Origin of the sequence: Aquibium pacificum, assembly GCF_040839445.1 — a bacterium.
Taxonomy (GTDB): Bacteria; Pseudomonadota; Alphaproteobacteria; order Rhizobiales; family Rhizobiaceae; genus Aquibium; species Aquibium pacificus.
The window spans coordinates 718,797-734,980 of record NZ_JBDPGJ010000003.1 but is presented as its reverse complement, the minus strand read 5'-3'; the positions used below and the strand labels follow the sequence as shown (position 1 = coordinate 734,980).

Sequence of the window (16,184 nt, the reverse complement as noted above, 5' to 3'; positions counted from 1 at the left end):
GCTAGATGGATCATCTGAAGTTCATCGTCCGGACGCGTGTCCCTAGGTTGAAGGCTGCGACGACGTAGATCGTCGCTTGATCCCCACCGAAAGAACCATGCGCCATGCGCTTCGTTACCAAGACCATCCATGCCTGGCTCGACTACCCGGTCGCGCTTGCCCTCATTGCCCTGCCGTTCCTTCTCGGGCTGGGCGTGTCCAGCCCTCTCGCCCTGACGATTTCGCCGGTCGTGGGCGTCGCGGCCTTCCTGCTGACCGTCTTCACCGACCACCACCTCGGACTGGTGCGCGTTTTGCCCTACAGACTGCACCTCGCGGTCGATCTGGCCGTCGGCATCCTGTTCCTGATCATGCCCTCCGTGCTCGGCTTTTCCGGGCTCGACGCGGTCTTCTACTGGCTGAACGGCGCCGCTGTAGTGGTCGTCATCGGCCTTTCCAAACCCGAAGCCGAATTGGTCCCGGCCTGATTGGGTCGGGAACTCCTGTCGGCGGCACACCCGATTCCGAGAAGGATGCCGAGATGCCGATCGAGTGCCGGACACAAGGCGAGCTGTCGCAAGGCGATGCCTTTGCGCAGCTTCCCGGTATGTCGGCTTCCAGGGGCGGATCACCCCGATCCGAAACGACGCGTTCGGGGAGCGTTACTGTCGAAGTGGGCGACCACCTAGATGGCCGCTCTCGCAATTCCGCCGCCTGGAAGCGGTCGGGCGGGAATCAACCCCCTTCTCGTCAATCACCGCAGGGTTGCAGCGGCTGCCAAGCATGGGACACTCGCCGCTACCTCACGTCGTATCCAACCTCCTCCGCCGCATGACACAGCATCGTCCAGAACGACCGCGCGAGGGAGCGGAAGACATAGAGGTCGAAGCAGGCGGGGGCGGTGCGGTGGAGGTGGGCCTGGATGTCGTGGTGCTGGGTGGCGCGGCCGGCGCCGAGGGGGAAGGCGGTCGGGTCGAGGTCGATCGCGAAGAGTTTTGCCAGCACCCATTCCGCATGCGGACCCGAGACGCGGATGGCGGTGCGGCCGTGGGAGAGATCGGTGACGGCGCCTTCGGCCGGTTTGATGGCGGCCCGGAGCCGGTCGGCCAGGCCTTCCGACTGGTCTACGACGAGGAAGCGACCGGGTGCGATGCCGAAGGCTGCTTTCGTGTCGGTGGCGATGCCGCCGCCGGCGCCGTCGGGCAGGGACAGGCCGGCCGCCTTTTTGATCGCGGCGATGATCGCCTTTTCGCTGCCGGGGAAGGCGGCGGCCTGGACGATGGAGCCGGGACGCGTTTCCGTCAGCACGACGCCCGCCTCGCCGTCGGCGCGGCCGTGCCTGCCCGGCATCCAGGCGGGGCCGAGGGGAGAGACCTGCTCAGCCATGCATGCGGCTCCCGTCCGGATCGAAGAAATGGTGGCTGACGATCTCGACCGCGCCGTAGCGCCTGCGGATCGGATCGGAGATGAAGGCGCGGGTGCCGTGGCGCGCCTTGCCGCCCTTCACCAGCGCCAGCGCGATGTACTTGCCGACCGCGGGGGAGAAGCAGACGGAGGTGACGTGGCCGATGGAATCGCGCAGCGCGCGGTCGGCGTGGTCGACCAGATGGGCGCCGCCCTTGAGGGGGCGGTTGTCAAGCGCGACGAGGCCGACGAGCTGCAGCCGGTCGTCGGCGACGAGGCCTTCGCGGTCCATCATGGCCGAGCCGACGAAGGGTTTTTTCCTGGACAGCATCCAGCCGAGATGCAGGTCGCGCGCGGTGGTGCGGCCGTCGATCTCGGAGCCGGTGACGTGGCCCTTCTCGATGCGCAGCGTGCCCAGCGCCTCCAGGCCGTAGGGCACCATGGCGAAGGGTTTGCCGGCTTCCAGCAGCGCGTCCCAGACCTGCTGGCCGTGGCCGGCGCCGCAATAGACCTCGTAGGCGAGCTCGCCCGAGAAGGAGAGTCGGCAGATCATGACCGGCACGCCGTCGATCTCGCCGTGCACGATGCCCATGAAGGGCAGCGCCGCGTCGTCGACGCCTGTGCCGGTTACGCAGGCTTCGAGAACCTTGCGCGCGTCCGGCCCGGCGATCGCGGCGCCGGCCCACTGGTCGGTGACGGAGGTGAGGACCACCTTGAGGTCGGGCCAGGCGATGTCGAGCAGGTATTCGAGGTGCTGCATGACCTTGCCGGCATTGGCCGTGGTGGTCGTCATCAGGAAATCGGTCTCGGAGAGCCGCCACGTCGTGCCGTCGTCGAAGGCAAAACCGTCCTCGCGCAGCATGAGGCCGTAGCGCGCCTTGCCGACGGGCAAGGTGGAGAACATGCCGGTGTAGACCCGGTCGAGGAAGGCGGCGGCGTCGGGGCCCTGCACCATGATCTTGCCGAGCGTGGAGACGTCCACGATGCCGACGCTTCCGCGCACGGCCTCTGCCTCGCGCACATAGGCCTGCTCGATCGTCTCGCCCGGATGGCCGTAGATCATCGGCCGGTGCCAGAGGCCGGCAGCGACCATCGTGGCGCCCTCCTCGACGTGCCAGTCGTGCATCGGTGTTAGGCGATGCGGCTTCAGGTCGCCGAAGCGCTCGGCGGCCAGCGCGCCGATCGAGACCGGCGAGAAGGGCGGGCGGAAGCGCGTGGTGCCGACATCGGGGATCGCCATGCCGCGCGCGCCGGCCATGATGGCGAGGCCGGGAACGTTGGAGGTGCGTCCCTGGTCGGTCGCCATGCCGAGCGTGGTGTAGCGCTTCAGGTGCTCGACCGAGACGAAGCCCTCGCGGTGGGCGAGCCGCACGTCCTCGGCGGTGACGTCGTGCTGGAAATCGACGAAGGCCTTGGAGCCCTTGCCGCCGGCGGGCCTGATTTCGAAGACCGGGGCCGGGGCGAGGTCGGGCGCTTCGTCGTCGACCGCGGGCAGGTCGCTCGAACCGCCGCCCGCCTCGATGCCGTCGGCAATGGCTTCGGCGGTGGAAAAGCGGCCTAGGAAGGCGCCGGCGCCGCTCCACGACTGTCCGGGATCGGGCGGCAGGAAGGTCTGGAGGCGGTCGTCCCAGCGCGCCTGCGCCCCGGCCTGGCTGGCGAGATGGATCGCCGGGGACCAGCCGCCGGAGACGGCGAGGCAGTCGCCGGGGATCGTGCGCGCGGTGCCGAAGAGCGTGCCGGCGGCGGCGTCGAAGGGCTGGACCTTCGCGCCGGCGAAGCGGCTGCCGCCGGGGGTGTCGACGACGGCGTGGCCGAGCAACAGTTCGCCGCCCGCGCGGGTCGCCAGCTTGCGCGCGTGGTCCGAGACGGACCTGCGGACATCGATGATCGCCACGATGTCGGCACCGGCCTGGCGAAGGGCGACGGCCGAGACATAGGCGCCGTCGTTGTTGGCGAAGACGACGATCTTGCGGCCCGGAAGCGCGCCGTACTCGACGGCGTAACGCGCGGCGGCGTCGGCCAGCATGATGCCGGGCCGGTCATTGCCGGGAAACACGATCGGCCGCTCGAAGGCGCCGGTCGCGAGCACGACCCGGCCGGCGCGGATGACCCAGTGCCGGTGGCGCGGCTCGCCCTTGGGGGCATCGCGCTTGTGGTCGCCGACGCGCTCGAGCGCGGCGAGCGTGTTGCCGTCGTAGTAGCCCCACACTGTGGTGCGGGGCAGCAGGCGGACGTTCGCCGCGTCTTCCAAGGCGCTCACGGTGTGGTCGACGAAGGTGCGGGAGGGTTCGCCGTCGATCGTCTCGGACGACCATTTGAGCGCGCCGCCGAACTCGGGATCGAGGTCCGCGAGGATGACGCGGCCACCGCCCGCCGCCGCCGCCTTTGCCGCCATCAGGCCGGCGGGACCGCCGCCGACGACGAGAACGTCGCAGAAGGCGTTCATCTTTTCGTAGCGGGCCGTATCGGCCGTCTTGCCGGCGCGGCCGAGGCCGGCGGCGCGGCGGATGAAGCGTTCGCAGAACATCCAGAAGCGCGTGCCCTTCAAAGGCCCGGCGACCGGCCCCATGAAGGTCTTGTAGTAGAAGCCGGCCGACAGCAGCTTGCCGGCGATCTGGTTCATCGCGCCGACGTCGAGGTCAAGCGAGGGGAAGCGGTTCTGGCTCTCGACCGTCAGCCCGTCGAATATCTCGATCTGGGTGGCGGGCACGTTGGGCTCGCGCACGTCGCCGCGCAGGACCGTGACCAGCGCGTTCGGCTCGTCGATGCCCGCAGCCAAGAGGCCGCGCGGACGGTGGTACTTGAAGGAGCGGCCGAGGGTGGAGACGCCGTTCGCCAAGAGCGCGGAGGCGAGCGTGTCGCCGGCATAGCCGTGAAAGGTCTTGCCGTCGAAGCTGAAGGCGATGGAGGAGGTCCGGTCGATTCGGCCGCCAGTCGCCGCGCGGGAGCCGCTCATGGTCTGGCTCCGGCCTTGCGGCGGGTCTTCTTCGGTTTGGTAGCCGCGTCGCGGGCAAAGCCGGCGGAGACGATCGCGTGGGTCAGCGTGGAGCGGACGACCAGCAGGTGGGAGCGGCAGCCGCCGGAATGCTGCCAGTATTCGCGGTGGTCGCCGGCGGTGTTGAGGCGGTCGTAGACGTATCCGTCCCAGACCTCCCGGTCCGTCGAGAGCGGGTCGGGGCGCGTGCGGTTCGCGTCGCCCTGGTAGGTGAATTCCGATACGTCGCGCGGGCCGCAATAGGGGCAGGGGATCAGCATCTCAGTGCAGCCGGGGCGTGGCGCCCTGGCCCTTCTCGTCGATGACGGCGCCGCGATGGAAGCGGTCGAGCGTGAAGGCGGCGTTGAGCGGGTGCGGCGCGTCCTTCGCGATGGTCCAGGCGAAGCACCAGCCGGAAGCCGGCGTCGCCTTGAAGCCGCCGTAGCACCAGCCGGAATTGAGGAACATGCCGGGCAGGGGGCCGGTGGTGATGATCGGCGAGCCGTCCATCGACATGTCCATGATGCCGCCCCAGGAGCGCAGGAGCCGGACCGGGGCAAGGCCGGGGAAGAGCGAGGCCATCTCGCTCATCACCTCCTCGACCACGGGCAGGTTGCCGCGCTGGGCGTAGGAATTGTAGCCGTCGATGTCGCCGCCGAAGACCAGCCCGCCCTTGTCTGACTGCGAGACGTAGAGATGGCCGGCGCCGAAGGTGACGACCGTGTCGATGAAGGGTTTCAGCGATTCCGAGACGAAGGCCTGCAGCACGTGGCTCTCGATCGGCAGACGGTCGATGCCGGCGAGCCGCATCACCCGACCGGTGGAGCCGGCGACGGCGATGGCGACCTTCTTCGCGCGGATCTCGCCGCGCACGGTGGCGACGCCGGTGACGCGGTCGCCGTCGCGCAGGAACCCGGTGACCTCGCAGTTTTCCAGGATGTCGACGCCCAGCCGGTCGGCGCCGCGCGCATAGCCCCAGGCGACCGCATCGTGGCGGGCGGTGCCGGCGCGGGGCTGGAACAGGCCGCCGAGGATGGGGAAGCGGGCCTTCGCCGAAACGTCGAGGCCCCGCACCTTTTTCGCGATCTCGGCCGGCGTCAGCCACACGGCGTCGGCGCCGTCATGCAGCATGGCGTTGCCGCGCCGAATGAAGTCGTCGGCCTGGGAAGGCGTGTGCGCGAGGTTCAGGATGCCGCGCTGCGAGAACATGACGTTGTAGTTCAATTCGTGGGAGAGGTTCTCCCACAGCTTCATGGAGTGCTCGTAGAAGCGGACGTTGGCCGGCAGCATGTAGTTGGAGCGGACAATGGTGGTGTTTCGGCCGACGTTTCCGGAGCCGAGCCAGCCCTTCTCGACGACGGCGATGTTGGTGATGCCGTGTTCCCTGGCGAGATAGTAGGCCGTCGCCAGTCCGTGGCCGCCACCGCCGACCACGACGACGTCATATTCGGGCTTCGGCTCGGGCTTGCACCAAGCCGGCTTCCAGTCCCGGTTGCCCGTCAGCGCATTCTTCAGGAGCGCGAGGGCCGAATATTCCGCCATACCGATTCCATTCCTGCACCACCGGAGACTATCGCCCGGCCGACGGCGCGAATGCAACGAAAGCGCCACCGCCTTTCGCCGCGCCGACTTGCATGGCAGGGCAGCCACGGAAGCACCGGCATTTTAGCGATCCGCATTACCAGCCATTAAGCCTGCCTGCTGAAAGCTTGGCCTCCGCCCATCTGTTTCCACAATGATTCAGCCTTCCGTAGCGGGCGTCCGTTAGGGCTGGCGCTCGACGCGCCTCTGTCCGGCGCAGGCACGCTGCAGGTTGGCATAGCATGGACGCTCGGTCGGAACGAACCGCCATTCCGCTCGCCGTCGATCTCGACGGTACCCTCATCTCGACGGATCTTCTGTGGGAAGGGCTGTTCCTGCTCTTCAAGAAGAACCCGCTCTACCTATTCATGGTCCCGTACTGGCTGATGGCCGGTCCGGCGCGCCTGAAGATGGAAATCGCGGCGCGCGTCGACATCGATGCGGAGAGCCTCCCCTATCGACCGGACGTCGTGGCGCGGCTCAGGGAAGAGCATGCCGCGGGCCGCAAGATCCTCCTGGCGACCGGCACGCCGCGGAAGTTCGCCGAGGCGATCGCGGCCCATCTCGGCGTCTTCGACATCGTGCTCGCGACCGACGACGTTGGCCACAACCTCACCTCGCACCGCAAGCGCACGCGCCTGATCGAAATGTACGGAGACGGCGGCTTCGACTATGTCGGCAACAGCCGCCACGATCTGGAAGTCTTCGATGCCGCACGCACCGCTATCGTCGTGGCGCCGGACCGGCATGCCGCCCGCTGGCAGGCCAGCCACGGGTCGGAACTGATCGGCGGGGTCAAGCCGAACCTGCGTTCGGTCGTGAAGATGCTGCGCGTGCACCAATGGCTGAAAAACAGCCTGATCGCGGTGCCGATGATCCTGTCGCACGAATACTTCAATGCCGGGATGCTGCTCGCCTGCGTGCTCGCCTTCGTGTCCTACAGCGCGGCGGCGTCGGCGATCTACATCGTCAACGATTTCTTCGACCTGCCGCTCGACCGCCGGCACGCGACCAAGCGCAACCGTCCGTTCGCCAGCGGCCAACTGTCGATCCCCTTCGGGCTGGCATCGGTCGCCGCGCTGCTCGCAATCAGCGCCGTCACCGCCACCTTCCTGCCGCCGCTGTTCTGGCTGGTGCTTGCCGGCTATCTCATTGCCACCACCGCTTATTCGCTATCGCTCAAGCGGATGCTCCTGATCGACGTGTTCACGCTGGCCGGCCTCTACACCATGCGCATCATCGCGGGCGCGGTGGCCACCGGAACCGAGGTCTCGTTCTGGCTGCTGGCGTTCTCGCTCTTCTTCTTCCTGTCGCTGGCCCTGGTGAAGCGCTTCGTCGAACTCGACACGACCGAGATCGGCAAGGGAACGCGGATCGCCGGGCGCGGGTATCGCCCCGAGGACATCGAGATCGTCGCCAATGCCGGCGTGGCCTCGGCCTTCGCCTCGGCGCTGGTGCTGGCGCTCTACATCGACAGCCTGAGCGTGCGCGAACTCTATCCGCATCCGTGGATGATCTGGCCGCTGGCGCCCATCGTGCTCTACATCACCCTGCGGATCTGGGTGCTGGCACGGCGACGCGAGATGAACGACGACCCGATCGTGTTCATCATCCGCGACTGGCGCAGCCAGATGGTGTCGGCGATCGGCGCGGTCCTGCTCGTCATCGCGGCGTTCCAGCCATGACGAAGCTCGAGAGTTTCGGACGCGTCTTTCCCGCCGCGGGCGAGACGCTGAGCGCGGCCGACGGCATGACGCTTCTGGAGAGCGGCGGCGCGCGCGCCGGGACGCTGCTAGCCTACGGCAACGGCCGCAGCTACGGCGACACCTGCCTCAACGCTTCGGGCCAGCTGATCGAGATGCGCGGCCTCGACCGCATCCTGGAGTTCGACCCCGAAACCGGGATACTCACCGCCGAGGCCGGCGCCATGCTCGGCGACATCATTTCCTTCGCGGCGCCGCTCGGCTGGTTCCCGGCCGTCGTGCCGGGCACGCAGTTCGTCACGCTCGGCGGCGCGATCGCCAACGACGTCCATGGCAAGAACCATCATCGCAAGGGCACGTTCGGCTGCCACGTCGTGTCGTTCGACCTGCTCCGGTCGGACGGCCGGACCTACCGCTGCGGCCCGGCGGAGAACTCCGATCTCTTCGCGGCCACGATCGGCGGCATGGGGCTGACGGGGCTGATCCTGTCGGCTTCGGTCAAGCTCATGCGGGTCGGCGCGGCGGACGTCGAGCAGGAGGCGAGGGCGTTCGGGAGCCTGCGCGAATATTTTGCGCTGGCCGAGCAGGCGGATGCCGAGAACGAATATGCCGTGGCCTGGATCGACCAGCTCGCGTCGCGCTCGGAGGCGGGCAGGGGAGTGCTCCTGACGGGCAACCACGCGGCGGGCGGGGGAGCCGGCCGGCCGGCCGGCGGCGGGCGGCTCACCGTGCCGTTCCAGCCGCCGGCCAACGTCCTCAACCGGGCCTTCCTGACGGTGTTCAACGCCGCCTACCGCCTCAACGCCGTCCGCAAGAAGGGCAGACATCGGGTCTCAGCCGGCGGCTTCTTCTTCCCGCTGGACGGGGTGCGGCACTGGAACCGGCTCTACGGGCCGAACGGCCTCTACCAGCACCAGAGCGTCGTGCCGTTCGAAGCGGCGCCCGAGGTCGTGCCTGCGCTGCTCGCCGCCGCGCGGGAGAAGGGGCAGGGGTCCTTCCTCACCGTGCTCAAGCGCTTCGGCGATGTCGCGTCGCCGGGCATGCTGTCGTTTCCGCGGCCGGGCTACACGCTGACGCTCGATTTCCCGAACCGCGGCGCCTCGACGCTGGAGCTTCTGGCCGAACTCGACCGGCTCACGGTCTCGGTCGGCGGCGCGGTCAATCCGTACAAGGACGGCCGGATGCCGCCTCAAGTCTTCGCGGCATCCTTCCCGCGCTGGCACCATTTCGAACGGCTTCGCGATCCCGTCTTCATATCCGATTTCTGGCGCCGCACCGCCATGCGGCTTGGCGGCGAGATGCAGGCGATCGCGGCCGAATGAACCGCGGAATCAAACCCTTCGGCATGCCGAAGTCCGCCGATCGATAAAACTGTCAGGATCGGTTTCACCGATAATTCCGATGCCTGCCGTAAGGGAATAGGCGGGAGACAGGGGACAAGATGAAGTACATCGTTTTCATACTCTTCACCGTGATGACCAACGCGGCGGCGCAGCTCATGCTGAAATACGGCATGATGAACATGGGGCCGCTGTCGTTTGCCGGCGTCAACCCGGTCTTGAAGATCCTGCAGATCGTCTTCAGCCCGTGGATATTCTTCGGCCTCAGCGTCTTCGTGATCTCGATGGCCTCGCATCTCTACGTCCTGTCGAAGGTCGATCTCTCCTTCGCCTATCCCTTCCTGAGCCTGGCCTACGTGGCGGTCGCGGTGTTCGCCTACTTCGTCTTCCATGAGGACCTGAATGCGTGGCGGATCGCCGGCATCGGGTTCATCTGCATCGGTACCATCCTGATCGCGCAGAGCGGTCGCGAGGGCCATGCAGATGGCACGGAGCTTGCAGCAAATTCCATGACAATGAACGGGATGTCCCGATGAGACACATCATTTTCGGCGGCGACGGATTCGTCGGCCGCCACCTTGCTCCCAAACTGCTCGCCGACGGCGAGGAGGTCATCGTCGCCGACATCGCGCGGAGCGATCTGGCACACTACGGCCGGGCGCGGTTCGTCCAGTGCGACGTGACCGAGAAGTCGTCCGTCGAGGCGGTCGGCATCCGGTCCGACGACATGGTCTACAATCTGTCGGCCAAGATGCTCTCGCCGATCCAGGTGCGGGCCAAGCGCCATGATTTCTTCTGGCCCGTCAACGTGCACGGGACCGAGAACATCGTCGAGGCAATGGAGCGCGCGGGCGCGCCGAACCTGGTGCATTTCACCACCGACATGATCTACGGCCACACGGTCCACTATCCGATGACCGAGGATCACCCGGTCGCGCCGCTGGGAGAATACGGCTTCTCGAAGCTGAAGACCGAGGAACTCGCGGCCGAATGGCGCATGCGCGGCATGAACATCTCGCTGTTCCGCCCGCGCCTCATCATCGGCCCGGGACGGCTCGGCATCCTGGAGAAGCTGTTCAAGCTGATCGACCACAACCTGCCGGTGCCGATGATCGGGTCGGGCCGCAATCCCTACCAGTTCATCTCGGTGTTCGACTGCGCCGAGGCCGCGCGGCTGGCCTGGAAGGCCGGCGTGCCGAACGAGGCCTACAATCTTGGCTCGCTGAACCCGCCGCCGGTGAAGAAGCTGCTCGGCGACCTGATCCGGCACGCCGGCTCGCGCTCTCTCCTGATCCCGACGCCGGGATGGGCGGTGAAGCGCACGCTGGACCTGCTCGACTTCATGAACATGCCCATCATGGATCCGGAACAGTACCTGATCGCCGACGAGGACTGCCTGCTCGACGTCTCGAAGGGGCAGCGCGAACTCGGCTGGGTACCTCAGTACCGCGACGAGGACATGCTGATCGCCGCCTACAACGAATACCGCGCCAAGATCGGCAAGCCGCTGGCGCGCCCGGTCGTCCACGCGCCCGCGGAATGAGAGGACAAGCAAACATGAACGTGATGGCCAAACCCGAGACGAAGGATGCGCGCGCGGTGATAGACGCACCGGAACTCGCGCCAACGAAGACGCCGAAGCCGGTGCTTCTGGGCGTGGAGGACGCCAAGGCGCTCGACGTGGCGCGGATGACGGACCTCTTCAAGGCGCATCTCAATCCCGGCCAGCTCCATTTCATGAAGCTGCTCGGCTTTCACAAGGTGAAGGTCGAGCGCGCCGAGGGCATGTACTACATCGACCAGAACGGCCGGAAGATCCTCGACTTCTTCGGCGGTTTCGGTTCGCTGGCGTTCGGCCACAACCATCCGCGCATCCTCGAGGCGCGCAGGAAATTCCAGGAGGAGAAGCGGCACGAGATCGCCATCGCCTTCATGTCGCAATACGCGGCCGCACTCGCGCACAACATCGCCGCCTGCTCGCCAGGCGATCTCGACATGGTGTTCCTCGGCTCCTCGGGCTCCGAGGCCATGGAAGCGGCGATCAAGGTGGCCGAGCGCGCCGCCGGGCCGAAGCGCCCCAAGGTGGTCTACGCGGAGAATTCCTTCCACGGGAAGACCAAGGGCGTGCTGTCGATTACCGACGGGCAGCTCTATCGCGGCGAGTTCAAGCTCGTCGACAACACGGTGCGGGTGCCCTTCGGCGACATCGAGGCGATCGAACGCGCCTTCCGCTCCGATCCGGAGATCGGCGTCATCGTGTTGGAGACCGTGCAGGGCGGCGGCGGCATCATCCAGGCGCCGGCCGAGTTCTGGCAGAAGCTGCGCAAGCTCTGCGACCAGTACGGCGTGCTGTGGGTCGCCGACGAGGTGCAGTGCGGGCTCGGTCGTACCGGGCGCTTCTATGCTTTCGAGCATTACGGCGTCATCCCCGACGTGACCGCGCTCGCCAAGTCGCTCGGCGGCGGCAAGACCGCGATGGGCGCCATGATCGCGCGCCGCGAGGTCTACATGAAGGCCTACGGCACGCCGAAGTCGGCGATGATCCACGCGCCGGCAACCTTCGGCGGCATCGGCGAGGCGTGCATCACCTCCATCGAGGCGCTCAACGTACTCTATGACGAGGGGCTGATCGACAACGCGGCGGAGACCGGCGACTACCTGCTGGAGAGGCTGGAGAAGCTGCGCCAGAAATTCCCCAAGATCATCAAGGAGGTCCGCGGCAAGGGCTTCATGATCGGCCTGGAATTCCAGGACTTCTCTCAGACCCTGCCGATGATGCTGCGCCCGGTGGTGAGCGTGCTCGACGACAAGCTGAAGGGGTCGTTGTCCGGCTTCATCGGTGCGCTGCTCCTGCGCGACTACAACGTGCTGGTGGCCTTCACCGAATACAACCGAAACGTGATCCGGCTGGAGCCGCCTCTGATCTGCCGGCGCGAGCATGTCGACACCTTCGTCGACGCGCTGGACAGCCTGCTGTCGCGCGGGATCGTCGCGATCGTGAAGGATTTCGTGAAGAGCCAGGTCTCCTAAGCGGGAAACGGGAAACGGGAGAAGGTCTATGAGCGCAGCGGAACGGACGGCGATCGACTGGGCCTTGAGCACGCCGGTGGCCGACAAGGTGGTCGACACCGTGTCGAACAGGACACTGATCGAGCGGGCGGGCGCGGCCTTCCTGATCCTGACGGTCGTCCTGATCGCGATCTACTCCTGGGTGCGCCCCGACTACAACTGGGACATGCTGGCCTATATCGGCTCGGCGCTCGAAAACCGCTACGAGGATCCGGTCGACCTACACAGGGAGACCTGGGCCGAGATCAGCAAGGGCGCCCGCGAGGGGCAGCTCTACAATCTCCAGTACGGCAATCCCTACAACGTGAACCAGTGGGAGAACCCGGCCGACTTCGAATCGCAGCTTTCGATGTTCAGGGTGAAGATCGCCTACATACAGGCCCTGCGCCTGCTGGAGCCGGTCTTCGGGCTGACGCGGGCGTCGGTCCTGCTGAACGTGCTGCCGCTGCTTGGCATCGGCTTGCTCGGGTTCTACTGGCTTCGCGAGGAAAAGGCCCTGCAGGCCTCGTTCCTGCTGGTTCCCGGACTGATGATCGCCGATCTGACCCACATGTCGACGGCGGTGACGCCGGACATCCTGATGGCGGTGCTGTCGCTGGCGGCGGTCTACTGGCTGATGAAGGGACGGGATGTCGCGGCGTGCGTGCTCCTGTTCGCCTCCGTGCTGGTGCGGCCCGACAACATCATCTTCGTCTTCGCACTCCTACTGACGGCGCTCGTCTACGGGTGGCGCAAGCTGCCGATCGCGGTCGCGTTCGCGGCGTCCTTCATTTCCTGCGTGGCGATCGAGAAGCTCTCCGGCCATCCGGGATGGTGGCCGCACTTCTACTTCTCCTGCGTCCAGATCCAGCATTCGATGATCAACTTCTCGCCCGACTTCTCGCTGTTCGCCATGGCGCACGGCTATGTGCGCGGCCTGATGGTGTCGTTCATCGACAATGACTGGCCGGGGCTCTACGTGCTGCTCATCGCGGCCTGGGCGCTGCTGCAACGTGCCGGCAAGATGGGCGATGGGCGCGCCAATGCGCTGATGTTCGCCTTCGCCATCGGGACGCTGGGCAAGTTCGCCAGCTTCCCGCTGCCGGACGACCGCTTCTATTTCGTATTCATCGCCGGAATGCTGTTCATCGTGCTGACACGATGGAAGCCGCGTTTCGACACTTCAACGGGAAGGCTCCCCGCATGAACGACGCCATTCGCAGTTCTCTCCGGCACGCCGCGCGCGTGGCGGTCTCTCTCGGCCTGCCGTCGGCCATCCTTCAGCGGGGACCGGCCCTGCAAGGCACCAAGTTCCTCGCGCATGCGGCCTTCAAGGCGAGGTTCGGGCAGGGGCGTCCGTTCCGGATGGTCAACGTCGGCGCCTGCGACGGCGCGCTCTTCGACGACGTGACGCCCTGGCTGAAGCGCATTCCCGGTTCGCGCGCCGTGCTGGTCGAGCCGATCCCCTACAATCAGGTGCGGCTGCGCAAGAACTATCCGGATACCGAGCGGTTCGTCATCGAACCGGTCGCGGTCACGCGGGAGAAGGGGACCATCTCGGTCAAGACCTTCGACGCGGCCGCGCTGGAATCGGGCAAGCTTCCGATGGAGTTCATCGGCTGTTCCACCACGACGGACACGAACCTGATGTCGGGGGTCGGCGCGTGGGGCGAAACCGATACGCATTTCCAGGCCTATACGCCCTACCTGAAGGACATCGAGGTGGCGTCCGACACGCTGCAGGACGTGCTCGACCGCAACGGAGTCGACTACATCGACGCCTTCCTCGTCGATTGCGAGGGGGCGGACTGGATCGTGTTCGACCAGCTCGATCTCGACCGCTACCGCCCCGGCATGATCAAGGTGGAACTGGGATCGCTTAGGCCCGAGGACGTCGGCCGGGTGCTCGTGAAACTGACGACGGCGGGATACCGGATCGGCATCTATTCAGAGGACGTCTGGGCCTTCGCCTGAACTCCGGCTTTCGAACTTTTTACGCGGCGCGGTCGGCTTTCCGGCCGCGCCATTTTCGTCGTCCCGCATCCTCAGTCCGCCATCGTCGCCGCGAGCGCGACCGAGGCGGCCGTTGCGGTGACCGCAAACGGGAGCCAGCCCTTGCGCTGAGCGAAATCGCCGATCGAGAAGAAGTTCAGCGGGAAGAGATGCCGGTGCGGCTCGTCCCGGGAGTGTTCGCGCGGCGCTTCCATGAAGCACTCGTCGTCGAACCACACCCAGTCGTCCGCCCAGGTCCAGCATCCGTGCTTCTTGTAGACGGAGGCGACCTGTTCGGCGAAAGCCTTGTTGCAGGGGAGGCGGACGTATTCGGCGGGCTCCGAGCGGAAATAGCGCTGCGCCAGCGGCATGGCGCGGTCGGTGCAGTAGTTGGAAATCCAGAGGCGGAAGCCGATCTCGCCGCGCAGCTTGTCGAGCACGCGGAAGACCTGGATGTGTTCCTCGTGGCCGTACTCGCCCCAGGGGTTGTGGGTGAAGACGTTCATCTCCGGTCGTAGCTTCGGCCGCAAGGCGTCGCAGATGGCATCGAAATTCCGGCGATAGGCCGACAGCACGCTCTCTCCCGCGATCCGGTCGCGGTCATAGGCGGCGACCATCGACAGCGACTTCTTGGCCAGCCGCATGAGCGCGCGCCTGTTGGCCTCGACGCCGAGCGCCATCCCGTAGTCAGTCAGTTGCGGGGATGCCCAGTTGGCGCAGCCGGCCGCCCCCGATTCGTCGATCTTGAGGCAGACGACATTTTCCCGCGGATATTCAGCGAATGCCGCAATCCGTGCGGACCCGAGTTCCGGATGCGCCCAGAAATCGCAATAGACGACGATCACCTGGCCGACGTCGGCCGCGATCGAGTTGAACCAGAGGATCTCGTCGTCGGCATGCGCCGCCACGATCATCGAGTTCTCCAGAAAAGGCATCTTGCTAACGTCAGCCATGTGTCCCCCCGACAGCTGCATTATTTTCCGCCGCCCGCTCCGTCTTCGGCATCGCGAGCACGCTTGCGCCGCTCCCTCGCCTCGAAGGCGGTGCGGGCGAGGCGTCCGAGCCATGTCGGTGTTTCGAAGAGGCCGAACATCGGCGTGGCGTCGGTGCCGAAATCTGCCTTGAAGGGCTCGTCGCCAATGGTGAAGTCGAACACGCGGCCGCCCCGATCGATGAAGTCGGCGATGATGCGGTCGTAGAGCACCAGCCCCGGCGAGCAGCGCGAGTACGTCTGGTAGTCGCAGCCGATCAGAAGGTAGTGGTAGGTCCCGCGCCAGCAGAGGCCGAAGACGTAGCCGGCGGGCGCGTCTCCGATGTCGAGCCGGTAGACGCCGGCGAGGCCTTCGCCCGTGCCGGCCAGCGCGGCGTCGGCGTAGAAGTCGCGGACCAGATCCTCCTGGATGGGATCGCCTTCGAAGCGCCCGGCCCGCAGCGACTGGATCGCGGCCATGGCCACGCGGATATCGATTTCGGACTCCAGCCGGTGCAGCGTGGCGCCGCCCTGCTTGACGATTTGCTTCTCCGCCCGCGAAAGGCGTCCGCGCAGGGATTTTGCCGCCTTTTCCGCCTTCCACCGCGCGTGGTCGTCGCCGAGTTCGGTCGCGTGCGCGGAAAAGCCGAGGAATTCCGGCTTGCCACCCAGGAGCGCCTGCCAGGCATCGGCATGTTCGCGGCGGATCGGACGGATGCGCATCACGTCGTGGGGCGGAAGAATGGAAGCAATCCGTTCGCGAAGCCCGGGCGTCGCGAGGAGCCGCGCCGCGAAATCCCGGTGCAGCACCGGGCAGGCATAGTCGGAGACGCCGAGATCGGTGGTCTCGAGCAGCCGCACGCCGGTCTTCGTCCGCAGCATGAGAGGGAGGACGCCGACCAGCCGGTCATCGGGATCCCGGATGGTCACCACCGCCATACGCGCGCGGCGCGCCGGCGCGAGCCGCGCATAGATGTGATGGAGCCAGACCGGATGCTGGAACGCGGTCGCATCCGCTGTAGCGAACAGGTCGGCATACTCCGACTGGAGGAAATCATACTCGGAGCGAAGGTCAATGCGCCACGCGGACGGGGCAGGTGCTGCCGTTAGACTGTCGCTTCCGGGACGATCGTGCGGGCGGGGCGCTTTCGATTGGGCGGCGGCCATGTAATTCATCGTTTGCTTATAGCATG

General features: G+C 66.5%; 14 protein-coding genes. 8 read left to right on the top strand and 6 right to left on the bottom strand.

What is annotated here, in order from left to right:
* The first annotated feature begins 104 nt into the window (after positions 1 to 104).
* Positions 105 to 467, top strand: a complete 363-nt coding sequence (locus tag ABGN05_RS16010; RefSeq protein ID WP_367955031.1) for a hypothetical protein — start codon at positions 105 to 107, stop codon at positions 465 to 467.
* Positions 468 to 777: 310 nt separating this feature from the next.
* On the opposite strand, the gene soxG is transcribed toward ABGN05_RS16010, so the two are convergent.
* The 4 genes from soxG to ABGN05_RS15990 are packed head-to-tail and all read right to left on the bottom strand — an operon-like array spanning position 778 to position 5,899.
* Positions 778 to 1,365 (bottom strand): sarcosine oxidase subunit gamma family protein, encoded by a 588-nt coding sequence (gene soxG / locus ABGN05_RS16005; protein ID WP_367955030.1) that lies wholly within the window; start codon positions 1,363 to 1,365, stop codon positions 778 to 780.
* Positions 1,358 to 4,339, bottom strand: a complete 2,982-nt coding sequence (locus tag ABGN05_RS16000; protein ID WP_367955029.1) for a sarcosine oxidase subunit alpha family protein — start codon at positions 4,337 to 4,339, stop codon at positions 1,358 to 1,360. The genes soxG and ABGN05_RS16000 overlap by 8 nt, the downstream gene beginning before the upstream one ends.
* Positions 4,336 to 4,638, bottom strand: coding sequence for a sarcosine oxidase subunit delta (locus ABGN05_RS15995; RefSeq protein WP_367955028.1), 303 nt, complete (start codon positions 4,636 to 4,638; stop codon positions 4,336 to 4,338). Before ABGN05_RS15995 ends, ABGN05_RS16000 begins: the two co-directional genes overlap by 4 nt.
* A gap of 1 nt (position 4,639) precedes the next feature.
* Positions 4,640 to 5,899 (bottom strand): sarcosine oxidase subunit beta family protein, encoded by a 1,260-nt coding sequence (locus ABGN05_RS15990; protein ID WP_367955027.1) that lies wholly within the window; start codon positions 5,897 to 5,899, stop codon positions 4,640 to 4,642.
* A gap of 281 nt (positions 5,900 to 6,180) precedes the next feature.
* On the opposite strand from ABGN05_RS15990, the gene ABGN05_RS15985 reads away from it, so the two are divergent.
* From ABGN05_RS15985 to ABGN05_RS15955, 7 genes are all read left to right on the top strand, one after another.
* Complete coding sequence (locus tag ABGN05_RS15985) at positions 6,181 to 7,623, top strand: UbiA family prenyltransferase (RefSeq protein WP_367955026.1); 1,443 nt, start codon at positions 6,181 to 6,183, stop codon at positions 7,621 to 7,623.
* On the top strand, positions 7,620 to 8,963 hold the full coding sequence (locus ABGN05_RS15980) for an FAD-binding oxidoreductase (protein WP_367955025.1): 1,344 nt from the start codon (positions 7,620 to 7,622) through the stop codon (positions 8,961 to 8,963). The genes ABGN05_RS15985 and ABGN05_RS15980 overlap by 4 nt, the downstream gene beginning before the upstream one ends.
* 119 nt (positions 8,964 to 9,082) lie before the next feature.
* Positions 9,083 to 9,517 (top strand): DMT family transporter, encoded by a 435-nt coding sequence (locus ABGN05_RS15975; protein ID WP_367955024.1) that lies wholly within the window; start codon positions 9,083 to 9,085, stop codon positions 9,515 to 9,517.
* Entirely contained in the window at positions 9,514 to 10,524 is a 1,011-nt protein-coding gene (locus ABGN05_RS15970) for an NAD-dependent epimerase/dehydratase family protein (protein WP_367955023.1), read from the top strand. The genes ABGN05_RS15975 and ABGN05_RS15970 overlap by 4 nt, the downstream gene beginning before the upstream one ends.
* A gap of 14 nt (positions 10,525 to 10,538) precedes the next feature.
* Positions 10,539 to 12,011, top strand: coding sequence for an aspartate aminotransferase family protein (locus ABGN05_RS15965; protein WP_367955022.1), 1,473 nt, complete (start codon positions 10,539 to 10,541; stop codon positions 12,009 to 12,011).
* 28 nt (positions 12,012 to 12,039) lie between these two features.
* Positions 12,040 to 13,236, top strand: coding sequence for a hypothetical protein (locus ABGN05_RS15960; RefSeq protein WP_367955021.1), 1,197 nt, complete (start codon positions 12,040 to 12,042; stop codon positions 13,234 to 13,236).
* Positions 13,233 to 14,003 carry an FkbM family methyltransferase gene (locus ABGN05_RS15955; RefSeq protein WP_367955020.1) on the top strand — a complete coding sequence of 257 codons (771 nt, stop codon included), beginning with the start codon at positions 13,233 to 13,235 and terminating at the stop codon, positions 14,001 to 14,003. The genes ABGN05_RS15960 and ABGN05_RS15955 overlap by 4 nt, the downstream gene beginning before the upstream one ends.
* A 71-nt stretch (positions 14,004 to 14,074) precedes the next feature.
* Here ABGN05_RS15955 and ABGN05_RS15950 read toward each other — a convergent pair whose 3' ends face one another.
* Both ABGN05_RS15950 and ABGN05_RS15945 read right to left on the bottom strand, forming a co-directional pair.
* A complete protein-coding gene (locus ABGN05_RS15950; RefSeq protein ID WP_367955019.1) occupies positions 14,075 to 14,974 on the bottom strand; it encodes a PIG-L family deacetylase in 900 nt (299 codons plus the stop codon).
* 20 nt (positions 14,975 to 14,994) lie between these two features.
* Positions 14,995 to 16,158: a GNAT family N-acetyltransferase gene (locus ABGN05_RS15945; RefSeq protein ID WP_367955018.1), complete on the bottom strand. Its 1,164-nt coding sequence runs from the start codon at positions 16,156 to 16,158 to the stop codon at positions 14,995 to 14,997.
* Between the last annotated feature and the right edge of the window lie 26 nt (positions 16,159 to 16,184).

Bases quoted from the DNA above. Each gene is read 5' to 3' on its own strand.
- ABGN05_RS16010 (WP_367955031.1), top strand. From the start codon at position 105: ATGCGCTTCGTTACCAAGACCATCCATGCCTGGCTCGACTACCCGGTC.
- soxG (WP_367955030.1), bottom strand. From the start codon at position 1,365: ATGGCTGAGCAGGTCTCTCCCCTCGGCCCCGCCTGGATGCCGGGCAGG.
- ABGN05_RS16000 (WP_367955029.1), bottom strand. From the start codon at position 4,339: ATGAGCGGCTCCCGCGCGGCGACTGGCGGCCGAATCGACCGGACCTCC.
- ABGN05_RS15995 (WP_367955028.1), bottom strand. From the start codon at position 4,638: ATGCTGATCCCCTGCCCCTATTGCGGCCCGCGCGACGTATCGGAATTC.
- ABGN05_RS15990 (WP_367955027.1), bottom strand. From the start codon at position 5,899: ATGGCGGAATATTCGGCCCTCGCGCTCCTGAAGAATGCGCTGACGGGC.
- ABGN05_RS15985 (WP_367955026.1), top strand. From the start codon at position 6,181: ATGGACGCTCGGTCGGAACGAACCGCCATTCCGCTCGCCGTCGATCTC.
- ABGN05_RS15980 (WP_367955025.1), top strand. From the start codon at position 7,620: ATGACGAAGCTCGAGAGTTTCGGACGCGTCTTTCCCGCCGCGGGCGAG.
- ABGN05_RS15975 (WP_367955024.1), top strand. From the start codon at position 9,083: ATGAAGTACATCGTTTTCATACTCTTCACCGTGATGACCAACGCGGCG.
- ABGN05_RS15970 (WP_367955023.1), top strand. From the start codon at position 9,514: ATGAGACACATCATTTTCGGCGGCGACGGATTCGTCGGCCGCCACCTT.
- ABGN05_RS15965 (WP_367955022.1), top strand. From the start codon at position 10,539: ATGAACGTGATGGCCAAACCCGAGACGAAGGATGCGCGCGCGGTGATA.
- ABGN05_RS15960 (WP_367955021.1), top strand. From the start codon at position 12,040: ATGAGCGCAGCGGAACGGACGGCGATCGACTGGGCCTTGAGCACGCCG.
- ABGN05_RS15955 (WP_367955020.1), top strand. From the start codon at position 13,233: ATGAACGACGCCATTCGCAGTTCTCTCCGGCACGCCGCGCGCGTGGCG.
- ABGN05_RS15950 (WP_367955019.1), bottom strand. From the start codon at position 14,974: ATGGCTGACGTTAGCAAGATGCCTTTTCTGGAGAACTCGATGATCGTG.
- ABGN05_RS15945 (WP_367955018.1), bottom strand. From the start codon at position 16,158: ATGGCCGCCGCCCAATCGAAAGCGCCCCGCCCGCACGATCGTCCCGGA.